A 26,269-nucleotide genomic window follows, 5' to 3' on the forward strand; every position below is an offset into this window, starting at 1 on the left:
AAACAATTAATGCCCTGCCTGCCAAGGCTGCCCCAGCGACACCGGTGCATACAACCGTGTCCTCACCGCATCACGCGACAACAACACCAGCACCACAATCGTCGCGACATACGGCAGCATCGCCAGCAAACTCGACGGAATCGCCAGCCCCAACCCCTGCGCCACCAGGTGCAGGATGCTGGCGAGGCCAAACAGATACGCCCCGAGCAACAACCGCCACACTCGCCAACTGGCGAACACCACCAGTGCCAGCGCGATCCAGCCCCGCCCGGCGGTCATGTTCTCGGCCCACATCGGCGTATACGCCAGCGACAGATAAGCCCCGGCCAACCCCGCCATCGCCCCGCCAAACAGCACCGCCAACGTGCGCACGGTCAACACCGGCAAGCCCATCGCACTGGCCGCATCCGGGTTCTCGCCAACCGCTTGAATGATCAGCCCGACACGGCTTTTGATGATCACCCACGCCACCAGCGCAAACAGCGCGAACGACAGATACACCAGCAGATCCTGCGCAAACAGCATCCGCCCGATCAGCGGAATGTCACTCAGATACGGAATCGCCATTGGCTCAAATCCCGCCAGCGGTTTACCGACCCACGCCGCCCCGACAAACGTCGACAGGCCCACGCCAAAAATGGTCAGCGCCAGACCGGTCGCCACCTGATTGGCGTTGAACACCAGCGCCACCAGAGCAAACAGCGACGACAACAACATCCCCGCGAGCATCGCCAATAACACGCCGAGCCACAGGTTGCCGCTGTTCAGCGCGACAATAAAACCGATGACCGCGCCGAACAGCATCATCCCTTCCTGCCCAAGGTTGAGCACGCCGCTCTTCTCGCAGATCAGTTCACCCAACGCCACCAACAGCAGCGGTGTACCGCAACGCACCATGGCGTAGAAAATATTGCTCAGCAGATCGATATCCATCACAGCGCTCCGGCGGTTACGGCGGTGGTCGAGGTGCGCCGCGTCCAGCGCAGTTTCAGCCGTGGCCGATAGAGAATCAGCACGTCACAGGCCAGCAGAAAAAACAGCATCATTCCCTGGAACAGTTGGGTAATCGCTTGCGGCAGATTCAGGCTCATCTGCGCACTCTCGCCACCGATGTACAGCAGCGCCATCAGCAGACTGGAAAACAGAATCCCGAGCGGATTGAGCCGCCCGAGAAACGCCACGGTGATCGCCGCATAGCCATAACCCGGCGACACTTGCGGCACGAGTTGGCCGATCGGCCCCGTGACTTCGCAGACCCCGGCCAGCCCCGCCAACCCACCGCTGATCAACAGCGCCAGCCAGATCAAGCGCTTCTCGCGAAAGCCGACAAACCCCGCCGCGCGCTTATCCAGCCCGAGCACTTTGATCTGGAAACCGACAAAGCTTTTCTGCAACAACACCCACACCGCAACCAGTGCGAGCAGGGCGAAATACACCCCGGCATGCACGCGGCCATCCTCCATCAACAGCGGTAATCGACTGGCATCGCCGAACATCGCCGACTCGGGAAAGTTGAAGCCAGCCGGGTCTTTCAACGGCCCGTGGACGCAGAACAACAGCAGGTTCAGTGCGATGTAATTGAGCATGATGCTGGTGAGGATTTCGTTGGCGTTGAAGCGCGTGCGCAGCCACGCCGTCAGCCCGGCCCACGCAGCGCCGGCGAGGGTGCCGGTGAGCAGAATCAGCACCAGCGCCCAACGGCTTTGCATATCGATGATGTTCACCGCCAAGGCACTGCCGGCCAATGCGCCGAGCAGCAGTTGACCTTCGGCGCCGATGTTCCAGATCCGCGCCTGATACGCCACCGCCAACCCCAGTGCGCAGAGCAGAATCGGCAGGGCTTTGACCAGCAATTCCGACACGCCGTACAAGTCGCTCACCGGCGCGATCAACAAGGTGTGCAAGGTTTGCAGCGGGTCGTGGCCGAGCGCGATAAACAGCAGCGAGCCGCAACCGAGCGTCAGCGCAGCCGCCAACAACGGCGAGCACCAGAGCATCAGGCGCGATTGCTGGCCACGGGGTTCGAGGGAAAGCAGCATGTTGAAAACTCCGTTAAACCGTGGCGTGTTGTTGAGGGGCATCGAACTGGCCGGCCATCCAGCCGCCGACATCGCTCAGTTGGGTGTCCGCCGTGTTGTGCAGTGCAGATATCTTCCCGCCGCACAACGCGCCGAGGCGGTCGCTGATCTGGAACAGTTCGTCGAGGTCTTCGGAAATCACCAGAATCGCCGCACCGGCATCGCGCAACGCAATCAGTGCGCGGTGAATGGTGGCGGCAGCGCCGACGTCCACGCCCCAGGTCGGGTGCGCGGCGATCAACAGTTTCGGTTGCTGGAGGATTTCCCGGCCCAGAATGAATTTCTGCAAATTGCCGCCCGACAGACTGCGCGCAGCGGTTTGCGTGTCCGGGGTTTTTACGCCAAAGCGTTGAATGATTTGTTGCGCGAGGGCTTCGACCTTGCCGCGCTGGATCAGGCCGTTACTGACCAATCCTTGTTGGAAGGCCGTGAGCAGGGCGTTGTCCGCCAGACTCAACTCCGGCACCGCGCCATGGCCGAGGCGCTCGGCGGGCACGAACGCCAGACCGAGTTTGCGCCGTGCATCAGGGCGTAAATCGGCGACAGATTGTTCACCGAAGCGAATCGTCGCCGCCTCGGCGCGCGGCAGCGTTTGTTCGCCGCTGAGCAGGGCGAGCAACTCATCCTGACCATTGCCCGCAACCCCGGCGATGCCGACGATTTCACCGCTGCGCACTTGCAAGTCGATATCCGCCAGCGAGCAACCAAACGGATCCGGGTTGTGCCAGTTCAAGCCACTGACTTGCAAAAACGCCGCGCCGCCGCTGACCTTTGGATAATCACCGATCAACGCCGCCGCTTCGCCGACCATCAACTGCGCCAGTTGCTGATCCGAGCACTCTGCCGGAACGCAATGCCCGGCTACGCGTCCACCGCGCAGCACCGTCGCGCTGTGGCACAACGCGCGGACTTCACCGAGTTTGTGGCTGATAAACAGAATGCTGCAGCCCTCGGCGGCGAGGCGACGCAAAGTGATGAACAGTTCGTCGGCCTCTTGCGGTGTCAGCACCGAAGTCGGTTCATCGAGGATCAATAGACGAATGTCCTGCATCAGGCAGCGAATGATTTCTACCCGTTGCCGCTCGCCAATCGACAGGCTGTGGACAAGTCGTTCCGGCTCCAGCGCCATGCCGTAACGACGCGAAACTTCGCGAATCTTCGGCTCAAGTTGTTTCGGCGTGCCGGCCTTGACACCCATGGCCAGTGCAATGTTTTGCGCCACGCTGAGGGTGTCGAACAGCGAGAAATGCTGGAACACCATGCCGATCCCCAACTGCCGCGCCTGCGCCGGGTTGCGAATATTCACCCGCTGACCTTGCCAGAGCATTTCGCCCGAATCGGCCTGGGTCACGCCGTAGATGATCTTCATCAGCGTACTTTTGCCCGCGCCGTTTTCACCGAGCAGCGCGTGGATTTCACCCGGTGCGATGTTCAGGTCGATGGCGTCGTTGGCCAGGCAACCGGGATAGCGTTTGCTGATTTGGCGCAGATGCAGGCGCGGCGTTGTATCTGGGGAGGGCATGACAGGCTCGACTGGCTTGGAGTTGTGCCTGTGGATAAAGCAATTTCCTGGCCATTGAGTCAGGAACTCGCGCAACCGTTGTTCCAGCGCCTCGATTGCAGAGCATCCCGGCCTGAATCGTAGTAGTGGCCGGCACCAATTGAGAGCAAAGCCGTTGATCAGGCTCCAGTTTTGCCCGTGGTCAGTTGATCAAAAAACGAGCAAAAGAGTCGGGCCTATGCAGAACCTGCGACTGCGCCAGCCATGAACGGGTTATCCACAGGTTGTTCCACAGTTATTGTGCGCAAGCCGCAAACCCGGGCATAAGCACTGCGGTGCTTTCTTCTAATGGTGATAAACCACGCTAACTGATTGTTTCTGTTTGAAATTTATACTTGGTCGGACGAATTGAGCGAAAAGTGAACAAACCGCGCAAAGCCACGTGACAGAAGGGTTACAGCGTTATGTGCTCAGGTTATCCACAGTCGGGTGCACAGCAGGTGTGGGCAACTCATTGGAATAACAGATTGGGTGGATGCCCTAAAAGATCGCAGCCTTCTAACGCTGGAGCAGAATTCGCCCACGGCTCAAATCGGCGAGCTGGGTTTGCAGGATGTCGATCTGCGCCTCACCTACCGCCAACTGCAATTCAACGCCATTGGCGGTGAAATTCTCTTCCACCACCAACCCGCCGAGATCCGCCACCCGCAACTTCACCAACGCCAACTCGGCAAACCCACAGGCGCAACTCAACGGCACGCGACTGATCAACTCGACCTTCGCCGCCGTTTGCAGGCACTTGTTCGCGCCGCCGCCATAGGCCCGGGCCAACCCACCAGTACCCAGTTGAATGCCGCCATACCAACGGATCACCAGCACCGCGACCTGATCGCAATCCTGCGCTTCGATCGCCGCCAGAATCGGTCGCCCGGCCGTGCCGCCGGGTTCGCCGTCGTCATTGCTGCGGTACTGATCGCCGAGTTTCCACGCCCAACAATTGTGCGAGGCGTTCAAGTCGCTGTGTTGTTCGAAGAATGCCTGCGCGTCGGCGGGGCTGCCGATCGGTGCGGCGAAGGTGATGAAGCGGCTTTTGCGAATCTCTTCGCGGTACTCGCAAAGACCGCTGAGGGTGAAAGGCATAAACGTCTTATATAGAAGGAGTGAGGCCGCAGCCTTTGAGGATGATACGGATCAGGTTGTTACCGGCGTCTTCCATGTCCTGCCTGGTCAACTTGCTGCGACCGCTGACCCGGCAGATCTGCGTGGCGAAGTCGGCGTAATGCTGGGTGCTGCCCCACAGCAGGAAGATCAGGTGTACGGGGTCCACCGGGTCCATCTTGCCGGCATCGATCCACGCCTGGAACACGGCGGCCCGTCCGGTGAACCAGGCGCGGTAGTCCTGATTGAAATATTCAGTCAGGCATTCGCCACCACTGATCACTTCCATCGCGAAAATGCGCGAGGCTTGCGGCTGACGGCGGGAGAATTCCATCTTGGCGCGGATATAACGGGTCAGCGCTTCGGCCGGATCGTCCTCGGCCGTGAGGGTGTTGAAGGTGCTGTCCCACAGCTCGATGATGTTGCTCAGCACCGCCACATACAAACCGAGTTTGTTGGTGAAGTAGTAATGCAGATTCGCCTTGGGCAACCCGGCATTCTGGGCGATGGTGTTCATGCTGGTGCCTTTGTACCCGTGACGGGCGAACTCGTCTTCGGCGGCTTTGAGGATGGTCTCTTCGTTCTTCTGACGAATGCGGCTGGCGGGCTTGCCGCCGTGAGCTGGGACTTCAAAGGTCATAGGCACTTCCGGGATTTGTCTGTGGGTGCAACCAGTTGCGTTGATAGCGCACCCACAGGCATCCGACAAGTCCTCAAGCGATAAAACCGTTACGCCTGTTCGATCTTGTTCAGCGGTGCATGCGCTTCTGCGGCCTCCGGTTTGGCTTCCGGGAGCAGCAGGCAAAGGATGATCGCTGTCAGCCCACCGCTGGTGATCGCCGAGTCGAACAGGTTTTGCACCAGTTTCGGCAGCAGGTGCAAAAGGTTCGGTTGCGCGGCGATGCCCAGGCCGACGCCGAACGAGGTGGCGATGATCAACATGCTGCGCCGATCCAGCGGCGACTGCGCGAGGATGCGCACGCCAGCAGCGGCGACCGCACCGAACATCACCAGCGTCGCACCGCCGAGCACCGGTTTCGGAATCTGTTGCAGTACCGCGCCGATCATTGGAAACAGACCGAGGCAAAACAGAATGGCGCCGATGTACAACCCGACATAGCGACTGGCAACCCCGGTCAACTGGATCACGCCATTGTTCTGCGCAAACGTGGTGTTGGGGAATGCGCTGAATGTCGCGGCGATCATGCAGCTCACGCCATCACCGAGCACGCCGCCACGCAAGCGGCTTATATAAGAAGGACCGCTGATTGGCTGGCGAGCGAGCATGCAATTGGCGGTGAGGTCGCCGACGGTTTCGATGGTGCTGATCAGATAAATCAGCGCGACCGGCAGGAAAGCCGTCCAGTCGAAGCTGAATCCGAACTTGAATGGTGTGGGAAAACTCACCAGTGGCAGGTCAGGCAATGGCTGCGGCACCAGTTTCCCACTGAACCACGCCGCCAGACTGCCGAGCACCAGGCCGATGATGATCGCCGAAAGCCGCACCCAAGGTGTGTTTGAGCGGTTGAGCAGAATGATCGTCAATAAAACAAATACACCCAGCGCCAGATTACCCGGCGCGCCAAAGTCCGGCGCATTGAAGCCGCCGCCCAGATCGGTGATGCCGACCTTGATCAGGCTGATACCGATCAGCGTAATGACAATCCCCGTCACCAGAGGCGTAACGACGCGGCGCAACTGGCCAATGAAGCGGCTGAGGACGATCTGCACAATCGCGCCGAAAAAGCACACGCCGAAGATCATCGCCAGAATGTCCTCCGGGCTGCCGCCACGCTGTTTGACCAGAAAACCCGCCGACAGCACCGCGCCGAGAAAGGCGAAACTGGTGCCTTGTAAACAGATCATCCCGGCACCGATGCCGAACGGCCGACGCGCCTGAATAAACGTGCCGACACCGGAAACCATCAGCGCCATGCTGATCAGATAAGGCAAATGTGCGGTCAGCCCGAGTGCCGAGCCGATCACCAGTGGCGGGGTGATGATGCCGACGAAACTGGCGAGCACATGTTGCAGGGCGGCGAGGATCGCGCCGGGTGGTTTCGGACGGTCGTTGAGGCCGTAGATCAGATCGCTGTTCGGTTCGGTATCTGGCTGCATGGGTGGGGCGCTTCTTGTTTGGAGGATCGAGGTTGATCCTGCTTTGCAAAAAGCTGTCCACTTGCTCAGGTTATTCGCCTGATTAATCTGTGAGGCCCAACGTGGCTGGGCCTTGCAGGATTTTCAACGCGTCGCCGCCAGACTCTCCAGAAAGCTTTCCAGCACCAAATGGGGGCGCCGGCCCTTGCGCGTGACCGATGCGAGGCTCAAGTCATAAAAACGCGTCTGCGCCTTGAGTGCACGCAAGCGGCCCTGTTGCACCCAAAGGCTGGCGTAGTGATCCGGCAGGTAACCGATGTAGCGCCCGGTCAGAATCAGAAACGCCATGCCTTCGCGGTCGGAGGCGCTGGCGGTGCAATTGAGCGCCTGGTAATGCGCCTGAATGTCCGCCGGCAACCGGAACGTCGGGGCAATCGCATCCTGACTATTCAGGCGCTCGTCATCCAGTTGCTTGTCATCGACATAAAACAGCGGATGACCGACCGCGCAGTAAAGCAGCGAGCGTTCGCTGTACAGCGGTTGGTATTCCAGGCCGGAAAGCGCACTGGCCTGCGGCACCACACCGACATGTAACCGACCATCGAGCACGCCTTGTTCGACTTCATTGGGGGCGATCATGCGGATTTGAATCTGCACGTCCGGCCCGCGTTCCTTCAACTGGGCGAGGGCGTGGGTGATGCGCATGTGGGGCAGGGTGACGAGGTTGTCGGTCAGACCGATGATCAACTCACCGCGCAAGTGCTGGTGCAGACCGTTGACCTCAGTGCGGAAACTTTCCAGCGCACTCAATAGCTGTAGGGCTGACTGGTAGACCTCGCGACCTTCTTCGGTCAGCGAGAATCCGGCGCGGCCGCGTTGGCACAGGCGCAGGCCGAGGCGTTGTTCCAGATCGCTCATCTGCTGGCTGATTGCCGATCGACCAATGCCGAGCACGGTTTCCGCCGCTGAAAACCCCCCACATTCCACAACGCTGCGAAAAATCCGCAGCAGGCGAATATCAAAGTCACTGACCTGGGCCAGCGGATCGGGACGGCGGCTGCTCATGCTTGATCGCTCAAAGTTTAGTGATGTTCTAACTGAAGGTTAGAAGTGTTGGATTTCACCGACTTTATCCGCGTGGCAATTTAGCTGCAACAACGCTTTCTATCTCCCTGACGCTTATGCCCTGCGAGGTTTTGCCCGATGAACATGCCTGAAACCGCTCCGTCGCCACTGGCCAGCCAACTGAAGCTGGACGCGCACTGGATGCCGTACACCGCCAACCGCAACTTCCAGCGCGATCCGCGTTTGATTGTTGGGGCCGAAGGCAGCTGGCTGTTCGATGACAAGGGCCGCAAGATCTACGATTCGCTGTCCGGTCTGTGGACCTGCGGCGCCGGGCACACCCGCAAGGAAATCCAGGAAGCAGTCTCCAAACAACTGGGTACTCTCGACTATTCGCCGGGCTTCCAGTACGGCCATCCGCTATCGTTCCAGCTGGCCGAGAAAATCACCGACCTGACCCCGGGTAACCTGAACCACGTGTTCTTCACCGACTCCGGCTCCGAGTGCGCCGATACTGCGGTGAAAATGGTGCGTGCCTACTGGCGCCTGAAAGGTCAGGCGACCAAAACCAAAATGATCGGCCGTGCCCGTGGCTACCACGGTGTGAACATCGCCGGCACCAGCCTCGGTGGCGTTAACGGCAACCGCAAAATGTTCGGTCAGGCGATGATGGACGTCGATCACCTGCCGCACACTTTGCTGGCGAGCAATGCGTTCTCCCGTGGCATGCCGGAGCAGGGTGGCATTGTTTTGGCTGATGAGCTGTTGAAGCTGATCGAACTGCATGATGCGTCGAACATCGCAGCCGTGTTCGTTGAACCAATGGCCGGTTCCGCTGGCGTGTTGGTTCCGCCTCAGGGGTATCTGAAGCGTCTGCGCGAAATCTGCGATCAGCACAACATCCTGCTGGTGTTCGACGAAGTGATCACCGGCTTTGGCCGCACCGGTTCGATGTTCGGCGCCGACAGCTTTGGCGTCACCCCGGACCTGATGTGCATCGCCAAGCAAATCACCAACGGTGCGATCCCGATGGGCGCGGTGATTGCCAGCTCCGAGATCTACCAGACCTTCATGAATCAGCCGACCCCGGAATACGCTGTGGAATTCCCCCACGGTTACACCTATTCGGCGCACCCGGTGGCTTGCGCCGCTGGCCTGGCGGCACTCGACCTGCTGCAAAAGGAAAATCTGGTGCAGAGCGTGGCCGAAGTCGCGCCGCACTTTGAGAACGCGCTGCATGGCTTGAAAGGTTCGAAGAACGTCGTCGACATTCGTAACTACGGTCTGGCCGGTGCGATCCAGATTGCCCATCGTGACGGCGACGCGATCGTGCGTCCGTTCGAAGCGGGCATGGCCCTTTGGAAAGCCGGGTTCTACGTGCGCTTCGGCGGCGACACCCTGCAGTTCGGCCCAACTTTCAACAGCAAGCCGCAAGACCTTGATCGTCTGTTCGACGCGGTCGGCGAAGTGCTGAACAAGCTCGACTGATTTTCCTTCTATATATACCTACAAATTGCGGGTGCCCCCGGTGGGCATCCGTTGACAAGAATTCAGGAGTTTTCGATGAGCGTTATCCCGCATTTGATCAATGGCGAACTGGTGACCGAGAACGGTCGCGCGGTAGATGTGTTCAACCCGTCCACGGGTCAGGCGATCCACAAGTTGCCACTGGCCAGCCAGGCAACCATTCAGAAAGCCATCGATGCCGCCAAGGCTGCTTTTCCAGCGTGGCGCAACACACCGCCGGCCAAACGTGCCCAAGTGATGTTCCGCTTCAAGCAACTGCTGGAGCAGAACGAAGCGCGCATCTCGCAATTGATCAGCGAAGAGCACGGCAAGACGCTCGAAGACGCAGCTGGTGAGCTGAAGCGCGGTATCGAGAACGTCGAGTTCGCCTGCGCCGCCCCGGAAATCCTCAAGGGCGAGTACAGCCGCAACGTCGGCCCGAATATCGATGCCTGGTCGGACTTCCAGCCGCTGGGCGTGGTGGCTGGTATTACGCCATTCAACTTCCCGGCCATGGTGCCGCTGTGGATGTATCCACTGGCGATCGTCTGCGGCAACTGCTTCATCCTCAAGCCGTCCGAGCGTGATCCAAGCTCCACGCTGCTGATTGCTCAGTTGCTGCTGGAAGCCGGTCTGCCGAAAGGCGTGATGAACGTGGTGCATGGCGACAAGACTGCGGTCGACGCGCTGATCGAAGCACCGGAAGTCAAAGCACTGAGCTTCGTCGGTTCGACGCCGATTGCCGAATACATCTACGCCGAAGGCACCAAGCGCGGCAAACGCGTTCAGGCCTTGGGCGGGGCGAAGAACCACGCGGTGCTGATGCCAGATGCCGATCTGGACAACGCGGTCAGCGCACTGATGGGCGCGGCTTACGGTTCCTGCGGCGAGCGTTGCATGGCGATCTCGGTGGCGGTGTGCGTCGGTGACCAGGTGGCGGATGCGTTGGTGGCCAAACTGGTGCCGCAGATCAAGGCGCTGAAAATCGGTGCCGGTACTTCGTGTGGTCTGGATATGGGGCCGCTGGTCACCGGTCAGGCGCGTGACAAGGTCAGCGGTTATGTCGATGACGGCGTGGCGGCGGGCGCGACCCTGGTGGTTGACGGTCGTGGTCTGAGCGTCGCCGGTCATGAAGAAGGCTTCTTCCTCGGTGGCTGCCTGTTCGACAACGTCACCCCTGAGATGCGCATCTATAAAGAAGAGATCTTCGGGCCGGTGTTGTGTGTTGTTCGCGTCAACAGCCTGGAAGAGGCGATGCAACTGATCAACGATCACGAATACGGTAATGGCACCTGCATCTTCACCCGTGACGGTGAAGCGGCACGTCTGTTCTGTGACGAGATCGAAGTCGGCATGGTTGGCGTCAACGTGCCGCTGCCGGTACCGGTGGCTTATCACAGCTTCGGCGGCTGGAAGCGTTCGCTGTTCGGCGACCTTCATGCTTATGGTCCGGATGGCGTGCGCTTCTATACCCTTCGCAAGGCCATCACCCAGCGCTGGCCGCAGCGTGCAAGCCATGAAGCATCGCAATTCGCCTTCCCTAGCTTGTAAGTAGAGGGGATGAGAAGGCCGACCTCAGGGTCGGCCTTCGTGTTTTCGGGCTTTTTTGACCGATATGACAGAATTATGAAAATAGGTGTTGACGGCAGATTCTGGAAGTCTATAATTCGCCCCACTTCCGGCGCAGTCGAAACGGAAAACTCCTTGAGATTCAATGAGTTATACGGTTTTCGACAGCGGGTTGCTTCAGTTCATCGAAGCCTGGAAGGAGTTGAAAGGGCGGTGATGTTTGGCTCTTTTAACGGTTCGATCTTCTCGGTCGAAAGCGGAGAAAAAGAGGTGTTGACAACAGCGAGTAACGCTGTAGAATTCGCCTCCCGCTAACGAGAGATCGGAAGCGCAAGTGGTTGAAGTTGTTGAAGAATTCTTCGAAAACTTCTGAAAATAATCACTTGACAGCAAATGAGGCTGCTGTAGAATGCGCGCCTCGGTTGAGACGAAAGATCTTAACCAACCGCTCTTTAACAACTGAATCAAGCAATTCGTGTGGGTGCTTGTGGAGTCAGACTGATAGTCAACAAGATTATCAGCATCACAAGTTACTCCGCGAGAAATCAAAGATGTAACCAACGATTGCTGAGCCAAGTTTAGGGTTTCTTAAAAACCCAAAGATGTTTGAACTGAAGAGTTTGATCATGGCTCAGATTGAACGCTGGCGGCAGGCCTAACACATGCAAGTCGAGCGGATGAGAGGAGCTTGCTCCTGGATTCAGCGGCGGACGGGTGAGTAATGCCTAGGAATCTGCCTGGTAGTGGGGGACAACGTTTCGAAAGGAACGCTAATACCGCATACGTCCTACGGGAGAAAGCAGGGGACCTTCGGGCCTTGCGCTATCAGATGAGCCTAGGTCGGATTAGCTAGTTGGTGAGGTAATGGCTCACCAAGGCGACGATCCGTAACTGGTCTGAGAGGATGATCAGTCACACTGGAACTGAGACACGGTCCAGACTCCTACGGGAGGCAGCAGTGGGGAATATTGGACAATGGGCGAAAGCCTGATCCAGCCATGCCGCGTGTGTGAAGAAGGTCTTCGGATTGTAAAGCACTTTAAGTTGGGAGGAAGGGCATTAACCTAATACGTTAGTGTTTTGACGTTACCGACAGAATAAGCACCGGCTAACTCTGTGCCAGCAGCCGCGGTAATACAGAGGGTGCAAGCGTTAATCGGAATTACTGGGCGTAAAGCGCGCGTAGGTGGTTTGTTAAGTTGGATGTGAAATCCCCGGGCTCAACCTGGGAACTGCATTCAAAACTGACAAGCTAGAGTATGGTAGAGGGTGGTGGAATTTCCTGTGTAGCGGTGAAATGCGTAGATATAGGAAGGAACACCAGTGGCGAAGGCGACCACCTGGACTGATACTGACACTGAGGTGCGAAAGCGTGGGGAGCAAACAGGATTAGATACCCTGGTAGTCCACGCCGTAAACGATGTCAACTAGCCGTTGGGAGCCTTGAGCTCTTAGTGGCGCAGCTAACGCATTAAGTTGACCGCCTGGGGAGTACGGCCGCAAGGTTAAAACTCAAATGAATTGACGGGGGCCCGCACAAGCGGTGGAGCATGTGGTTTAATTCGAAGCAACGCGAAGAACCTTACCAGGCCTTGACATCCAATGAACTTTCCAGAGATGGATTGGTGCCTTCGGGAACATTGAGACAGGTGCTGCATGGCTGTCGTCAGCTCGTGTCGTGAGATGTTGGGTTAAGTCCCGTAACGAGCGCAACCCTTGTCCTTAGTTACCAGCACGTAATGGTGGGCACTCTAAGGAGACTGCCGGTGACAAACCGGAGGAAGGTGGGGATGACGTCAAGTCATCATGGCCCTTACGGCCTGGGCTACACACGTGCTACAATGGTCGGTACAAAGGGTTGCCAAGCCGCGAGGTGGAGCTAATCCCATAAAACCGATCGTAGTCCGGATCGCAGTCTGCAACTCGACTGCGTGAAGTCGGAATCGCTAGTAATCGTGAATCAGAATGTCACGGTGAATACGTTCCCGGGCCTTGTACACACCGCCCGTCACACCATGGGAGTGGGTTGCACCAGAAGTAGCTAGTCTAACCTTCGGGAGGACGGTTACCACGGTGTGATTCATGACTGGGGTGAAGTCGTAACAAGGTAGCCGTAGGGGAACCTGCGGCTGGATCACCTCCTTAATCGACGACATCAGCTGCTCCATAAGTTCCCACACGAATTGCTTGATTCATTGAAGAAGACGATAAGAAGCAGCCCGAAATTGGGTCTGTAGCTCAGTTGGTTAGAGCGCACCCCTGATAAGGGTGAGGTCGGCAGTTCGAATCTGCCCAGACCCACCAATTTTGTGTGGGAAACGCCTGTAGAGAATACGGGGCCATAGCTCAGCTGGGAGAGCGCCTGCCTTGCACGCAGGAGGTCAGCGGTTCGATCCCGCTTGGCTCCACCACTACTGCTTCTGAAGTTTTGAAAGCTTAGAAATGAGCATTCCATCGATGTGATGATGAATGTTGATTTCTAGTCTTTGATTAGATCGTTCTTTAAAAATTTGGGTATGTGATAGAAAGATAGACTGAACGTTACTTTCACTGGTAACGGATCAGGCTAAGGTAAAATTTGTGAGTTACTCTGAATTGAGTATTATCGAATTTTCGGCGAATGTCGTCTTCACAGTATAACCAGATTGCTTGGGGTTATATGGTCAAGTGAAGAAGCGCATACGGTGGATGCCTTGGCAGTCAGAGGCGATGAAAGACGTGGTAGCCTGCGAAAAGCTTCGGGGAGTCGGCAAACAGACTTTGATCCGGAGATGTCTGAATGGGGGAACCCAGCCATCATAAGATGGTTATCTTGTACTGAATACATAGGTGCAAGAGGCGAACCAGGGGAACTGAAACATCTAAGTACCCTGAGGAAAAGAAATCAACCGAGATTCCCTTAGTAGTGGCGAGCGAACGGGGACTAGCCCTTAAGTGGCTTTGAGATTAGCGGAACGCTCTGGAAAGTGCGGCCATAGTGGGTGATAGCCCTGTACGCGAAAATCTCTTAGTCATGAAATCGAGTAGGACGGAGCACGAGAAACTTTGTCTGAATATGGGGGGACCATCCTCCAAGGCTAAATACTACTGACTGACCGATAGTGAACTAGTACCGTGAGGGAAAGGCGAAAAGAACCCCGGAGAGGGGAGTGAAATAGATCCTGAAACCGTATGCGTACAAGCAGTGGGAGCCCACTTTGTTGGGTGACTGCGTACCTTTTGTATAATGGGTCAGCGACTTATTTTCAGTGGCGAGCTTAACCGAATAGGGGAGGCGTAGCGAAAGCGAGTCTTAATAGGGCGTCTAGTCGCTGGGAATAGACCCGAAACCGGGCGATCTATCCATGGGCAGGTTGAAGGTTGGGTAACACTAACTGGAGGACCGAACCGACTACCGTTGAAAAGTTAGCGGATGACCTGTGGATCGGAGTGAAAGGCTAATCAAGCTCGGAGATAGCTGGTTCTCCTCGAAAGCTATTTAGGTAGCGCCTCATGTATCACTGTAGGGGGTAGAGCACTGTTTCGGCTAGGGGGTCATCCCGACTTACCAAACCGATGCAAACTCCGAATACCTACAAGTGCCGAGCATGGGAGACACACGGCGGGTGCTAACGTCCGTCGTGAAAAGGGAAACAACCCAGACCGTCAGCTAAGGTCCCAAAGTTATGGTTAAGTGGGAAACGATGTGGGAAGGCTTAGACAGCTAGGAGGTTGGCTTAGAAGCAGCCACCCTTTAAAGAAAGCGTAATAGCTCACTAGTCGAGTCGGCCTGCGCGGAAGATGTAACGGGGCTCAAACCATACACCGAAGCTACGGGTATCATCTTAGGATGATGCGGTAGAGGAGCGTTCTGTAAGCCTGTGAAGGTGAGTTGAGAAGCTTGCTGGAGGTATCAGAAGTGCGAATGCTGACATGAGTAACGACAATGGGTGTGAAAAACACCCACGCCGAAAGACCAAGGTTTCCTGCGCAACGTTAATCGACGCAGGGTTAGTCGGTCCCTAAGGCGAGGCTGAAAAGCGTAGTCGATGGAAAACAGGTTAATATTCCTGTACTTCTGGTTATTGCGATGGAGGGACGGAGAAGGCTAGGCCAGCTTGGCGTTGGTTGTCCAAGTTTAAGGTGGTAGGCTGGAATCTTAGGTAAATCCGGGATTCTAAGGCCGAGAGCTGATGACGAGTCATCTTTTAGATGACGAAGTGGTTGATGCCATGCTTCCAAGAAAAGCTTCTAAGCTTCAGGTAACCAGGAACCGTACCCCAAACCGACACAGGTGGTTGGGTAGAGAATACCAAGGCGCTTGAGAGAACTCGGGTGAAGGAACTAGGCAAAATGGCACCGTAACTTCGGGAGAAGGTGCGCCGGTGAGGGTGAAGGACTTGCTCCGTAAGCTCATGCCGGTCGAAGATACCAGGCCGCTGCGACTGTTTATTAAAAACACAGCACTCTGCAAACACGAAAGTGGACGTATAGGGTGTGACGCCTGCCCGGTGCCGGAAGGTTAATTGATGGGGTTAGCTAACGCGAAGCTCTTGATCGAAGCCCCGGTAAACGGCGGCCGTAACTATAACGGTCCTAAGGTAGCGAAATTCCTTGTCGGGTAAGTTCCGACCTGCACGAATGGCGTAACGATGGCGGCGCTGTCTCCACCCGAGACTCAGTGAAATTGAAATCGCTGTGAAGATGCAGTGTATCCGCGGCTAGACGGAAAGACCCCGTGAACCTTTACTATAGCTTTGCACTGGACTTTGAATTTGCTTGTGTAGGATAGGTGGGAGGCTTTGAAGCGTGGACGCCAGTTCGCGTGGAGCCAACCTTGAAATACCACCCTGGCAACTTTGAGGTTCTAACTCAGGTCCGTTATCCGGATCGAGGACAGTGTATGGTGGGTAGTTTGACTGGGGCGGTCTCCTCCTAAAGAGTAACGGAGGAGTACGAAGGTGCGCTCAGACCGGTCGGAAATCGGTCGTAGAGTATAAAGGCAAAAGCGCGCTTGACTGCGAGACAGACACGTCGAGCAGGTACGAAAGTAGGTCTTAGTGATCCGGTGGTTCTGTATGGAAGGGCCATCGCTCAACGGATAAAAGGTACTCCGGGGATAACAGGCTGATACCGCCCAAGAGTTCATATCGACGGCGGTGTTTGGCACCTCGATGTCGGCTCATCACATCCTGGGGCTGAAGCCGGTCCCAAGGGTATGGCTGTTCGCCATTTAAAGTGGTACGCGAGCTGGGTTTAGAACGTCGTGAGACAGTTCGGTCCCTATCTGCCGTGGACGTTTGAGATTTGAGAGGGGCTGCTCCTAGTACGAGAGGACCGGAGTGGACGAACCTCTGGTGTTCCGGTTGTCACGCCAGTGGCATTGCCGGGTAGCTATGTTCGGGAAAGATAACCGCTGAAAGCATCTAAGCGGGAAACTTGCCTCAAGATGAGATCTCACTGGAACCTTGAGTTCCCTGAAGGGCCGTCGAAGACTACGACGTTGATAGGTTGGGTGTGTAAGCGCTGTGAGGCGTTGAGCTAACCAATACTAATTGCCCGTGAGGCTTGACCATATAACACCCAAGCAATTTGCGTCGAAAGGCCAAGTTGCGGTGTGTGAAGACGAAACGAACCGAAAGTTCGATGTTCACAAAACACCGAAAGCTGTCACATACCCAATTTGCTGAAGCGAGGCCAACAGGTCACGACTCAGTACCCGAATTTCTTGACGACCATAGAGCGTTGGAACCACCTGATCCCATCCCGAACTCAGCAGTGAAACGATGCATCGCCGATGGTAGTGTGGGGTTTCCCCATGTGAGAGTAGGTCATCGTCAAGATTAAATTCCGAAACCCCAATTGCGAAAGCAGTTGGGGTTTTGTTTTGCCCGCAGGAAAGTTCGTACAGCAATCACAGACGCCGTCCGGCTGTCATCATCTGCCGACAATGCTAAGGTTCTGACCTAGCTTTTGTACTTTTCTCCAAGGAAGTCTTATGCCGGACGCCCAGTCCCTCAACGCTGCATTCATGGTGGTTCAGAGCAATAGCCTGGACGAACTGCGCAGCCTGGTGGTCAGCATCATGCGGCGCTATCCACTGGCTCCCTTGGAGAATGAAATTGCCCTGGTACAGAGTAACGGCATCGCCCAGTGGCTTAAATTGGCCTTGGCCGAGGACCCTGAAGAAGACGACCTTGGGGGTTGCGGTATCGCTGCGGCGATTGATGTGCAATTGCCCGGTAGTTTCATGTGGCAGCTCTACCGCATGGTTTTGGGCCGAGATGAAATTCCGGCCAAATCCCTGCTCGATAAAGCCCCGCTGACCTGGCGCCTCATGAGGCTGCTACCTCAGGTTATCGACCGCGCGCATTTCGAACCTTTGCAACGTTTCCTGACTCACGACACTGACCTGCGCAAGCGATATCAATTATCCGAGCGCCTGGCGGATCTGTTCGACCAATACCAGGTGTATAGAGCTGACTGGCTTGAAGATTGGGCTGAAGGTCGACATCAACTGCGTAACGTCAGAGGCGAAGTAAAGCCACTATCGCCCACCAGTTGCTGGCAGGCTGAGCTCTGGCGTGCGTTGTTGGAAGATGTGGGTGCCCAAGGTATGGCTCAGAGCCGCGCCGGTGTTCATCAGCGTTTTATCGAGCGCATCGGTAACCTCGCAGAAGCGCCAGCGGGGCTGCCTTCACGAGTGATCGTTTTCGGGATTTCCTCATTGCCGGCCCAAGTGCTTGAAGCGTTGGCCGGACTCGCGCGTTTCAGTCAGGTTCTGCTGTGTGTCCATAACCCATGCCGCCATCACTGGGCCGACATCGTCGCTGACAAGGATTTGCTGCGTCACCAGTACAAGCGCCAATCGCGCAAGAGCGGTATGCCCGTAGTACTTGATCCCGAGACCCTGCATCAACATGCTCACCCTCTCCTTGCGGCATGGGGAAAACAAGGTCGCGATTACATCAACCTGCTCGACAGCTATGACGATCCCAACAGCTATCGATCGGCATTTCGCGACGGACGCATCGACCTGTTCAGCGAAACCCAGCCACATAATCTGCTCAATCAACTTCAGGACGACATCCTGGAACTGCGCCCACTCGATGAGACTCGCGAGCATTGGCCTGCGGTGGATCTGGCACACGACAAGTCGATCCGTTTTCATATTGCCCACAGCGCTCAACGCGAGGTGGAAATCCTTCACGACCAACTACTGGCGCGGTTCAGTGCCAATCCGGATCTACGCCCTCGCGACGTGATTGTGATGGTGCCGGACATCGACAGCTATGCACCTCATATCCGTGCGGTTTTTGGTCAACTTGATCGCTATGACCCACGCTTCATCCCATTCACCTTGGCGGATCAGGGACAGCGCGGGCGTGATCCATTACTGATTGCGGTCGAGCACTTGCTCAAACTGCCGGACAGTCGTTTCCCCGTCAGTGAAATCCTCGACCTGCTTGACGTTCCCGCATTGCGCGCCCGTTTTGGAGTGGAAGAGCGCGACTTGCCGACGCTACACCGCTGGATTGAAGGCGCCGGTGTGCGCTGGGGCATGAACGCCCAGCAACGTGCCGGGCTAGGTTTGCCGGACGAGTTGGAGCAGAACAGCTGGCACTTCGGCCTGCGTCGAATGCTCCTTGGTTACGCGGTCGGTAGCTCAACAGACTGCGCGGGTATCGAGCCCTACGATGAAATCGGGGGGCTGGATGCCGCGTTGATTGGGCCCTTGGTAGCTTTGCTCGATGCGCTGGAACTCGCCCATCAGGAACTCACACAACCGGCTCAACCCAAAGAGTGGGGGCATCGCTTGCAGGCGTTGATGCAGCTGTTCTTCAAAGCCAGCAACGAGCACGACGATTACTTGCTCACTCAGCTTGAAGAGCTTCGCGAAACCTGGCTGGAGACCTGTGAGGCTGTAGGGCTTGAAGATGATCTTCCGCTTACCGTCGTTCGTGAAGCCTGGCTCGCCGGACTGGATCAGGGCCGTTTGTCTCAGCGCTTTCTTGCCGGCGCGGTGAACTTTTGTACGCTGATGCCCATGCGTGCCATTCCATTCAAGCTTGTCTGTTTGCTGGGGATGAATGATGGCGATTATCCCCGCGCGCAACCACCACTCGACTTCGATCTGATGGGCAGCGACTACCGGCCGGGGGATCGTTCACGGCGCGAGGATGATCGCTATCTTTTGCTCGAAGCCCTCCTGTCTGCACGTAACCAGCTCTACATCAGTTGGGTTGGCCGCAGCATTCGTGACAATAGCGAGCGACCTGCTTCGGTGCTGATCGGCCAGTTACGCGATCATCTCGCCAGCGGCTGGCGATCAATCGACGAAAGCCAGGATCTGTTAAGCGCCATGACGGAAGAACACCCGCTGCAGCCCTTCAGTGCGCGCTATTTCCACGAAGGCGATCAGTTGTTCAGCTATGCCAGCGAATGGCAGGTTTTGCATCAAAGCCACGAGAAACAAAACGAGGCGGAATTGCTCGCGCCCCACGTCCAGGAGGAGCCATTGAGTCTCACCCTGTTGCAGGACTTCTTGCGTAACCCGGTTCGGCACTTTTTCACTCAGAGACTCAAAGTGTACTTTGAAGCCGCGCAAGCGCCGCAGGCCGATGAAGAGCCTTTTGTACTGGACGCTCTGCAACGATATACGCTCAGCGACAGCTTGCTCGAAGCGGCGCTCAGGCAACCGGACAATGTTGATCAGGCACTGGAAGCCCAGGCCCGACGTCTGCAAAACAGTGGGTTATTGCCAATGGCAGGGTTTGGCGAGTGCCTTCAACGGGAGCTGATCGAACCGTTACCCGACCTGCTGCAACGCTATCAGCAACTCCTGACCCTGTGGCCGACGCCGTTGACCAGTGCGACCCCGATCAGCCTCGAGTTGCAGGGCGTGCGTCTTGAAGGCTGGCTCTCGGCTTTGCATCAGCGCGCTGACGGAGGTCTGTTGTCGGTCACGACCATTCCCAACAGCATCGGCTCGATCAAAAGCCGCAAATGGCATCGACTCACAAAGCCCTGGGTCAATCACCTTGCGGCCTGCGCCAGCGGTCTCTCGCTGACCACGGCGTTGGTGGCCAGTGACGACACGTTGCTGCTTGAACCCATGGAGCAGGGGAGAGCCATTCGTTTCCTCGGGGATCTTCTACTCGCCTGGCAAGCGGGCATGCGCCAGCCTCTGCCGATCGCAGTGAAGACCGCTTTTGCCTGGCTGTCCCAGACCGACCCAGTCAAGGCCGAGGCCGCTGCCCGTAAAACCTACGAAGGCGATGGACAGACCAGTGAAGGCGAGCGCCGCGAAAGTCCTGCACTGTCCCGACAATTCACCGACTTCGTTGCATTACTCTCGGACGAGACCTTTTCAGGTTGGTGCGACGCCTTGTATCGTCCTCTGTTTGAAGCGCCCTGGCAGTCATTGCCCAGTGAAGGGGCGCGCTCATGAGCACGAAGACACCGCTTGCGCTGGCATTCCCTCTGCGGGGCAGCCAGTTGATCGAAGCCAGTGCCGGCACTGGCAAAACCTTCACTATTTCTGCGCTCTACCTGCGGCTGATCCTTGGCCATGGTGGCGAGTCAAACGGCTTCGCCCGCGAACTGTTGCCGCCTCAGATTCTAGTGGTGACGTTCACCGATGCAGCGACCAAAGAACTGCGTGAGCGGATTCGCACACGCCTTGCCGAGGCCGCGCGATTCTTCCGTGACGAAACGCCAGCCCCTGATGCACTGATCGCCGAACTACGCGATCAATTCGACCCTCAGCAATGGCCCGGTTGCGCCAATCGTCTGGATATCGCTGCGCAATGGATGGACGAAGCAGCCGTCTCCACCATTCACAGTTGGTGTCAGCGCATGCTGCGCGAGCATGCTTTCGATAGCGGCAGCTTGTTCACCCAATCCCTGGAAACCGACCACAGCGATTTGCTCGGCGAAGTGCTGCGCGACTACTGGCGCCTGTTCTGTTACCCGATGCAAGGTGACGCCTTGAATTGGGTTCGCAGCAATTGGGGTGGGCCTGCGGCGTTGTTACCTCGGGTGCGCGGTTTGTTCGCCAGTGAGCGCGACAGCGATGAAGGCAAAGCTCCGGCAGAGTTGATCGAAGAGTGCTTGCAAGAGCGCCGCGCAGCTTTGATCGAACTGAAAATGCCATGGCGGCAATGGGCCGATGAGTTGCTCGCGATCTGTCATCAGGGCGTTGCCAGTAAAACCGTCGACGGTCGCAAGATGCAAGCACGGTACTTTGAACCGTGGTTCGAAAAGCTCAGGACCTGGGCCGAAGACGAGTCATTGGAGCAACTGGACATTGGCACCGGATTCACGCGACTGACGCCCGACGGGATGGCCGAAGCCTGGAAAGGCCAAGCCCCGAGTCATCCGGGACTCGACGCGATGCCGGGGCTAAAGTCTAGCCTCGATTCTTTGCCAACCCCCGATGCGGCGGTGTTGCAGCACGCCGCCAAATGGGTAGGGGCGCGCTTCGAAGAAGAGAAACGTCGCCGCGCCGAGATGGGCTTCGACGACATGCTGCTGCGCCTGGATGCGGCGCTGCAATCGGAGGGCGGCGAACGTCTCGCAACGCTGATCCGCGAGCAATTCCCGGTCGCGCTGATCGACGAGTTTCAGGACACCGACCCGGTGCAATACCGAATCTTCGAAAGCATCTACCGCATCGAAGAAAACAATCCCGATACTGGTCTGTTTCTGATCGGCGATCCCAAGCAGGCGATTTACGCTTTTCGTGGCGCAGACATCTACACCTATTTACGCGCTCGCCAAGCCACTACCGGTCGTCTGCATACGCTGGGCACCAACTTCCGTTCCAGCCATGGCATGGTGACAGCGGTCAACCATCTATTCGAGCGCGCTGAGTCCCGAGAGCAGGGACGCGGTGCGTTTTTGTTCCGGGAAAAAAGTGGTGAAAACCCTGTACCGTTTCAACCGGTGGAATCTCAGGGTCGTAAAGAAAAACTGCAGATCGCCGGACAGGACGTCGCGGCGCTGAATGTCTGGCACTTGTCCACCGATCAACCCCTGTCAGGCGCGGTCTACCGTCAACAGTTGGCAGCTTCCTGCGCGAGCGAAATCACCGCTCTGCTCAATGGCGGGCAAACCGGTAGCGCAGGGTTCATTCAGGATGGCAAATCCTTCAGAGGCCTGCGACCGTCCGACATTGCGATCCTCGTACGTGACGGAAAAGAGGCCCAGGCTGTTCGCGGGGAACTCGCCAACCGCGGTGTGCGCAGCGTTTATCTGTCCGACAAGGATTCGGTTTTCGCGGCTCAGGAAGCTCACGACTTGTTGTCCTGGCTCAAGGCCTGCGCCGAGCCTGATGTCGAACGTTCCCTGAAAGCGGCACTGGCCTGTATCACCCTGAACCTGCCGTTGGCAGAGCTCGAACGCCTGAACCAGGATGAGCTGGTCTGGGAAACTCGCGTCATGCAGTTCCGGGGCTATCGCGAGCTTTGGCGCAAGCAAGGCGTACTGCCGATGTTGCGGCGCCTGCTGCATGACTTCCACTTGCCGCAGAACTTGATCGCACGTAGCGATGGTGAGCGTGTGCTGACCAACCTTTTGCATCTGTCGGAACTGATGCAGCAAGCCGCCGCCGAACTGGATGGTGAGCAAGCGTTGATCCGTCATCTGGCCGAGCTTCTGGCGTTGTCCGGTCAGGCCGGCGAAGAGCAGATTCTGCGCCTGGAAAGCGACGAACAACTGGTCAAAGTCGTGACCATCCACAAGTCGAAAGGCCTCGAATATCCGTTGGTGTTTTTGCCCTTCATCTGCTCGGCAAAACCGGTGGACGGTAGCCGATTGCCGCTGCATTACCACGACGCTTCGGGCAAGGCTCAAGTGAGCTTGAAGCCAACCCCCGAGCTGATTGCGCAAGCGGACGATGAGCGTCTGGCCGAGGATTTACGCTTGCTCTACGTCGCCCTGACCCGGGCGCAACATGCTTGCTGGCTCGGGGTGACGGATCTCAAACGGGGCAACAACAATAGCTCCGTTCTGAATCTTTCTGCGCTGGGTTACTTGCTGGGTGGTGGCGACTCCTTGAAGGAGTCCATCGGACTGAGTCGTTGGCTGCAAGATCTGCAACAAGACTGCACGGCCATCAGCATGGGTGAAATGCCGCAACCCACCGACGAGCATTACCAGCCACCGCGCAATGACTCGGTCCTCAGTGCCACTCTGTTACCCAAACGCAAGGCCAGCGAAAACTGGTGGATCGCGTCATACAGCGCATTGCGCATCAGCGACGTATTGAGTGTCGGCAGTGATGAAGCGCCGGACAGTCCTCAGGCCCAGAAACTGTTCGATGACGAACGTCTCGACCCCGATGCTCCGCGAGAAATCATTGCCGGTGGTGCCGATATCCATCGCTTCCCCCGTGGCCCAAATCCGGGAACGTTTCTCCATGGTTTGCTGGAGTGGGCGGGTGACGATGGTTTCGCCGTTACCCGTGAGGCATTGGAGGACGCGATTGCCCGGCGTTGTAATTTGCGCGGCTGGGAGGGCTGGATAATTACCCTGACTGACTGGCTGCAACACTTGCTCAAATCCCCGCTACTGGTTGGTGGCGGGCAAGCACCGGTCATTCTTGAGCAACTGAAACAGTACCGGGTCGAAATGGAATTCTGGTTCGCCAGCCATAAAGTCGACGTACTCAAACTCGACGAGCTGGTGCGCCAGTACACCCACAATGGCGTGGCGCGGGTGGCGGCCGAACCGGTGCAGCTCAATGGCATGTTCAAAGGCTTCATCGACCTGACCTTCGAGCACGACGGTCGCTATTACGTGGCCGACTACAAATCCAACTGGCTGGGTGCCGATGACCTGGCCTACACCGAACAGGCCATGGAGCAGTCGATCCTCGAAAACCGCTACGACCTGCAATACGTGTTGTACCTGTTGGCGTTGCATCGCCAGCTCAAGGCACGATTGCCCGACTACGATTACGACCGGCATGTCGGTGGCGCGCTGTACCTGTTCCTGCGCGGTACTCGCGCGGACAGTCGCGGCGTTTACTTTGCCCGTCCGCCGCGTGAGCTGATCGAGCGTCTTGACCGGATGTTTCAAGGCAAACCCAAACCCAAAGCCGAACCCGCATGGGAACAGGGAGTCTTGCTATGAGCCGCACCTTCGACGATCTGTTACCGACGCCGCTGACTGCGGACAGCCTGTCTTCACTCTCGCCACTGACGCGCTCCGATGATCTGCTGTTGCTGCTCACCCGGTGGGTCGAGCGAGGCTGGCTGCGTGCGCTGGACAAAGCATTCGTCGCGTTTCTTCACGAGCTAGACCCCGATACTGATCCATTGGTGTTGCTCGCCGCCGCACTGACCAGCCATCAACTCGGTCATGGCCATGTATGCCTGGACCTGTTCGAAACCCTCAAAGCGCCGGATTTCGCCCTGTCGCTACCGCCCGAAGGCGATGTACAAGGCGGGGTGCTGTTGCTGCCTTCGCAATTACTGGAGGCACTCGACGGTGCGCACTGGTGCAAAGCGCTGGCAGGCAGCCCGTTGGTTGCATTGTCGGCTGATAGCAGTGATTCCGCACAGCAACGTCCACTGGTGTTGTCCGGCAAACGGCTTTACCTGAGACGCTATTGGACCTATGAGCGCCGCATCGATACGGCATTGCGCCAACGCCTTTCTCAGGGCGAAGCGACGCCAATCGATCTACCGCAACGGCTGAACGGATTGTTCGGAGTGGCCAAAACCGACGATGTGATCGACTGGCAGAAACTCGCCTGCGCCATCGCGACACGCGGAGCCTTCAGCATTGTCACTGGCGGCCCGGGCACCGGCAAAACCACCACGGTGGTGCGTTTGCTGGCATTGCTTCAGGCGCCAGCGGTGGAGGCGGGGCATCCGTTGCGAATTCGTCTGGCGGCGCCGACTGGCAAAGCGGCGGCACGGTTGACCGAGTCCATCAGTCAGCAAGTGCAATCGCTGAAAGTCGCTGAAGACGTGCGGGCCAAAATCCCCTGCGACGTGACCACGGTGCACCGCTTGCTCGGTAGCCGTCCCGGCACCCGACACTTCCGCCACCATGCCGGCAATCGCTTGCCACTGGATGTGCTGGTGGTCGATGAGGCCTCGATGATTGACCTGGAAATGATGGCCAATCTGCTTGATGCCTTGCCGGCCCATGCGCGATTGGTGTTGCTGGGTGACAAGGATCAACTGGCTTCCGTAGAGGCCGGAGCGGTGCTGGGAGATCTGTGCCGCGACGCCGAAAGCGGTTGGTATAGCCCTCAGACGCGGCAGTGGCTTGAGTCGGTCAGCGGTGAAACCTTGCAGGGCAGTGGTTTGCATGAGGACGTCGACGACACCCATCCGCTTGCGCAACAAGTGGTGATGTTGCGCCACTCCCGGCGATTCGGCGAAGGCAGTGGTATCGGCCAACTTGCGCGGCGGGTCAATCAGCAGTTGCCGGATGAGGCGCGCCAGCTACTGGCGGCGGGGCATTACAACGATGTGTATTCATTGCCGCTCAAAGGCGAGCACGATCACAAACTGGAGCAACTGCTGCTTGAGGGGCATGGTGATGGCCCGCAAGGTTATCGGCATTATCTGAGCGTGCTGCGCAATCAGCGCCCACCGCTCGGCAGGCCGCTCGAACATCCGGACTGGATCAATTGGGCCCGTGAAGTCTTGCAGGCGTTCGACACCTTTCAGTTGCTGTGTGCGGTGCGCAAGGGACCATGGGGTGTTGAAGGTCTGAACCAGCGCATCACGGCCGCACTGCTCAAGGCTCGCCTGATCGAAAGCGACCAGCAATGGTACGAGGGCCGCCCGGTGTTGATGACCCGCAACGACTACGGTCTGGGTTTGATGAACGGCGATATCGGTATTGCCTTGAAACTCCCCGAGCGCGAAGGGCCTGACGCTGGCAAACCGGTGTTGCGCGTGGCCTTCCCGCGTAACGATGGTCAGGGCGGCGTGCGCTTCGTGTTGCCGAGTCGGCTCAACGACGTCGAAACCGTGTACGCCATGACCGTGCACAAATCCCAGGGCTCGGAGTTCGCCCATACCGCGTTGATCCTGCCGGACGCGTTGAATCCCGTGCTGACCAAGGAGTTGATCTACACCGGTATCACCCGGGCCAAGCACTGGTTCACCTTGATCGAGCCGCGCGCCGGGGTCTTTGAAGAGGCGGTGCAGCGCAAGGTGAAGCGTCTTAGCGGACTCATGCTGGAACTGGAAGAGGGCGCTGAGGTTCGGTGATGATGAACGCTGCGATTTGCGGCGATTACTGACCAGCCAGTCAGGAGTCGCTGTCTCGCTGGTGATTCAGCGCTGTG

Annotated in this window: 12 protein-coding genes, 2 tRNA genes and 3 rRNA genes; 10 read left to right on the plus strand and 7 right to left on the minus strand. The window is 57.5% G+C overall.

Translation table 11 applies throughout. The features are described from left to right. Positions 1-6 precede the first annotated feature (6 nt). The 7 genes from ACA043_RS03445 to ACA043_RS03475 form a co-directional block, all read right to left on the minus strand. Positions 7-933: an ABC transporter permease gene (locus ACA043_RS03445; protein WP_187681310.1), complete on the minus strand. Its 927-nt coding sequence runs from the start codon at positions 931-933 to the stop codon at positions 7-9. Further along, the gene (locus tag ACA043_RS03450; protein WP_187681309.1) at positions 933-2,039 is read right to left on the minus strand and encodes an ABC transporter permease; all 1,107 of its coding nucleotides are present in this window, start codon (positions 2,037-2,039) and stop codon (positions 933-935) included. The genes ACA043_RS03445 and ACA043_RS03450 overlap by 1 nt, the downstream gene beginning before the upstream one ends. Before the next feature lie 13 nt (positions 2,040-2,052). Continuing rightward, on the minus strand, positions 2,053-3,600 hold the full coding sequence (locus ACA043_RS03455; protein WP_497658622.1) for an ABC transporter ATP-binding protein: 1,548 nt from the start codon (positions 3,598-3,600) through the stop codon (positions 2,053-2,055). 537 nt (positions 3,601-4,137) lie between these two features. After that, on the minus strand, positions 4,138-4,719 hold the full coding sequence (locus ACA043_RS03460; protein ID WP_401268713.1) for an IMPACT family protein: 582 nt from the start codon (positions 4,717-4,719) through the stop codon (positions 4,138-4,140). A 7-nt stretch (positions 4,720-4,726) separates the two neighbouring features. Next, entirely contained in the window at positions 4,727-5,377 is a 651-nt protein-coding gene (locus ACA043_RS03465) for a TetR/AcrR family transcriptional regulator (RefSeq protein WP_489880621.1), read from the minus strand. Positions 5,378-5,466: 89 nt separating this feature from the next. After that, positions 5,467-6,855: a uracil-xanthine permease family protein gene (locus tag ACA043_RS03470; protein ID WP_497658623.1), complete on the minus strand. Its 1,389-nt coding sequence runs from the start codon at positions 6,853-6,855 to the stop codon at positions 5,467-5,469. A 123-nt stretch (positions 6,856-6,978) separates the two neighbouring features. After that, positions 6,979-7,899: a LysR family transcriptional regulator gene (locus ACA043_RS03475; protein ID WP_187681304.1), complete on the minus strand. Its 921-nt coding sequence runs from the start codon at positions 7,897-7,899 to the stop codon at positions 6,979-6,981. 138 nt (positions 7,900-8,037) lie between these two features. Here ACA043_RS03475 and aptA point away from each other — a divergent pair, with 138 nt between their 5' ends. From aptA to recD, 10 genes are all read left to right on the plus strand, one after another. Further along, entirely contained in the window at positions 8,038-9,387 is a 1,350-nt protein-coding gene (gene aptA / locus ACA043_RS03480) for an omega-aminotransferase AptA (RefSeq protein ID WP_497658624.1), read from the plus strand. Positions 9,388-9,462: 75 nt separating this feature from the next. Beyond that, positions 9,463-10,956, plus strand: coding sequence for a CoA-acylating methylmalonate-semialdehyde dehydrogenase (locus ACA043_RS03485; protein WP_497658625.1), 1,494 nt, complete (start codon positions 9,463-9,465; stop codon positions 10,954-10,956). Positions 10,957-11,582: 626 nt separating this feature from the next. Beyond that, a 16S ribosomal RNA gene (locus tag ACA043_RS03490) occupies positions 11,583-13,119 on the plus strand. An 82-nt stretch (positions 13,120-13,201) separates the two neighbouring features. Then, positions 13,202-13,278, plus strand: a tRNA-Ile gene (locus ACA043_RS03495). A gap of 31 nt (positions 13,279-13,309) precedes the next feature. Then, positions 13,310-13,385: transfer RNA gene (locus ACA043_RS03500), tRNA-Ala, on the plus strand. Positions 13,386-13,635: 250 nt separating this feature from the next. After that, positions 13,636-16,529: ribosomal RNA gene (locus ACA043_RS03505) — 23S ribosomal RNA — on the plus strand. A 151-nt stretch (positions 16,530-16,680) separates the two neighbouring features. Further along, positions 16,681-16,796: ribosomal RNA gene (rrf, locus tag ACA043_RS03510) — 5S ribosomal RNA — on the plus strand. The 16S, 23S and 5S rRNA genes sit together here with 2 tRNA genes alongside, the layout of an rRNA operon. Positions 16,797-16,951: 155 nt before the next feature. Continuing rightward, on the plus strand, positions 16,952-20,404 hold the full coding sequence (gene recC / locus ACA043_RS03515) for an exodeoxyribonuclease V subunit gamma (RefSeq protein WP_497658626.1): 3,453 nt from the start codon (positions 16,952-16,954) through the stop codon (positions 20,402-20,404). Next, positions 20,401-24,090 (plus strand): exodeoxyribonuclease V subunit beta, encoded by a 3,690-nt coding sequence (gene recB / locus ACA043_RS03520; protein ID WP_497658627.1) that lies wholly within the window; start codon positions 20,401-20,403, stop codon positions 24,088-24,090. Before recC ends, recB begins: the two co-directional genes overlap by 4 nt. After that, a complete protein-coding gene (gene recD / locus ACA043_RS03525) occupies positions 24,087-26,192 on the plus strand; it encodes an exodeoxyribonuclease V subunit alpha (RefSeq protein WP_497658628.1) in 2,106 nt (701 codons plus the stop codon). Before recB ends, recD begins: the two co-directional genes overlap by 4 nt. The last annotated feature ends 77 nt before the right edge of the window (positions 26,193-26,269 follow it).

The sequence above is a fragment of the Pseudomonas sp. LBUM1648 genome, assembly GCF_059716145.1.

What these genes read in the sequence shown, in the direction of transcription:
- ACA043_RS03445 (WP_187681310.1), bottom strand. Translation starts at nt 933, where the DNA reads ATGGATATCGATCTGCTGAGCAATATTTTCTACGCCATGGTGCGTTGC.
- ACA043_RS03450 (WP_187681309.1), bottom strand. Translation starts at nt 2,039, where the DNA reads ATGCTGCTTTCCCTCGAACCCCGTGGCCAGCAATCGCGCCTGATGCTC.
- ACA043_RS03455 (WP_497658622.1), bottom strand. Translation starts at nt 3,600, where the DNA reads ATGCCCTCCCCAGATACAACGCCGCGCCTGCATCTGCGCCAAATCAGC.
- ACA043_RS03460 (WP_401268713.1), bottom strand. Translation starts at nt 4,719, where the DNA reads ATGCCTTTCACCCTCAGCGGTCTTTGCGAGTACCGCGAAGAGATTCGC.
- ACA043_RS03465 (WP_489880621.1), bottom strand. Translation starts at nt 5,377, where the DNA reads ATGACCTTTGAAGTCCCAGCTCACGGCGGCAAGCCCGCCAGCCGCATT.
- ACA043_RS03470 (WP_497658623.1), bottom strand. Translation starts at nt 6,855, where the DNA reads ATGCAGCCAGATACCGAACCGAACAGCGATCTGATCTACGGCCTCAAC.
- ACA043_RS03475 (WP_187681304.1), bottom strand. Translation starts at nt 7,899, where the DNA reads ATGAGCAGCCGCCGTCCCGATCCGCTGGCCCAGGTCAGTGACTTTGAT.
- aptA (WP_497658624.1), top strand. Translation starts at nt 8,038, where the DNA reads ATGAACATGCCTGAAACCGCTCCGTCGCCACTGGCCAGCCAACTGAAG.
- ACA043_RS03485 (WP_497658625.1), top strand. Translation starts at nt 9,463, where the DNA reads ATGAGCGTTATCCCGCATTTGATCAATGGCGAACTGGTGACCGAGAAC.
- recC (WP_497658626.1), top strand. Translation starts at nt 16,952, where the DNA reads ATGCCGGACGCCCAGTCCCTCAACGCTGCATTCATGGTGGTTCAGAGC.
- recB (WP_497658627.1), top strand. Translation starts at nt 20,401, where the DNA reads ATGAGCACGAAGACACCGCTTGCGCTGGCATTCCCTCTGCGGGGCAGC.
- recD (WP_497658628.1), top strand. Translation starts at nt 24,087, where the DNA reads ATGAGCCGCACCTTCGACGATCTGTTACCGACGCCGCTGACTGCGGAC.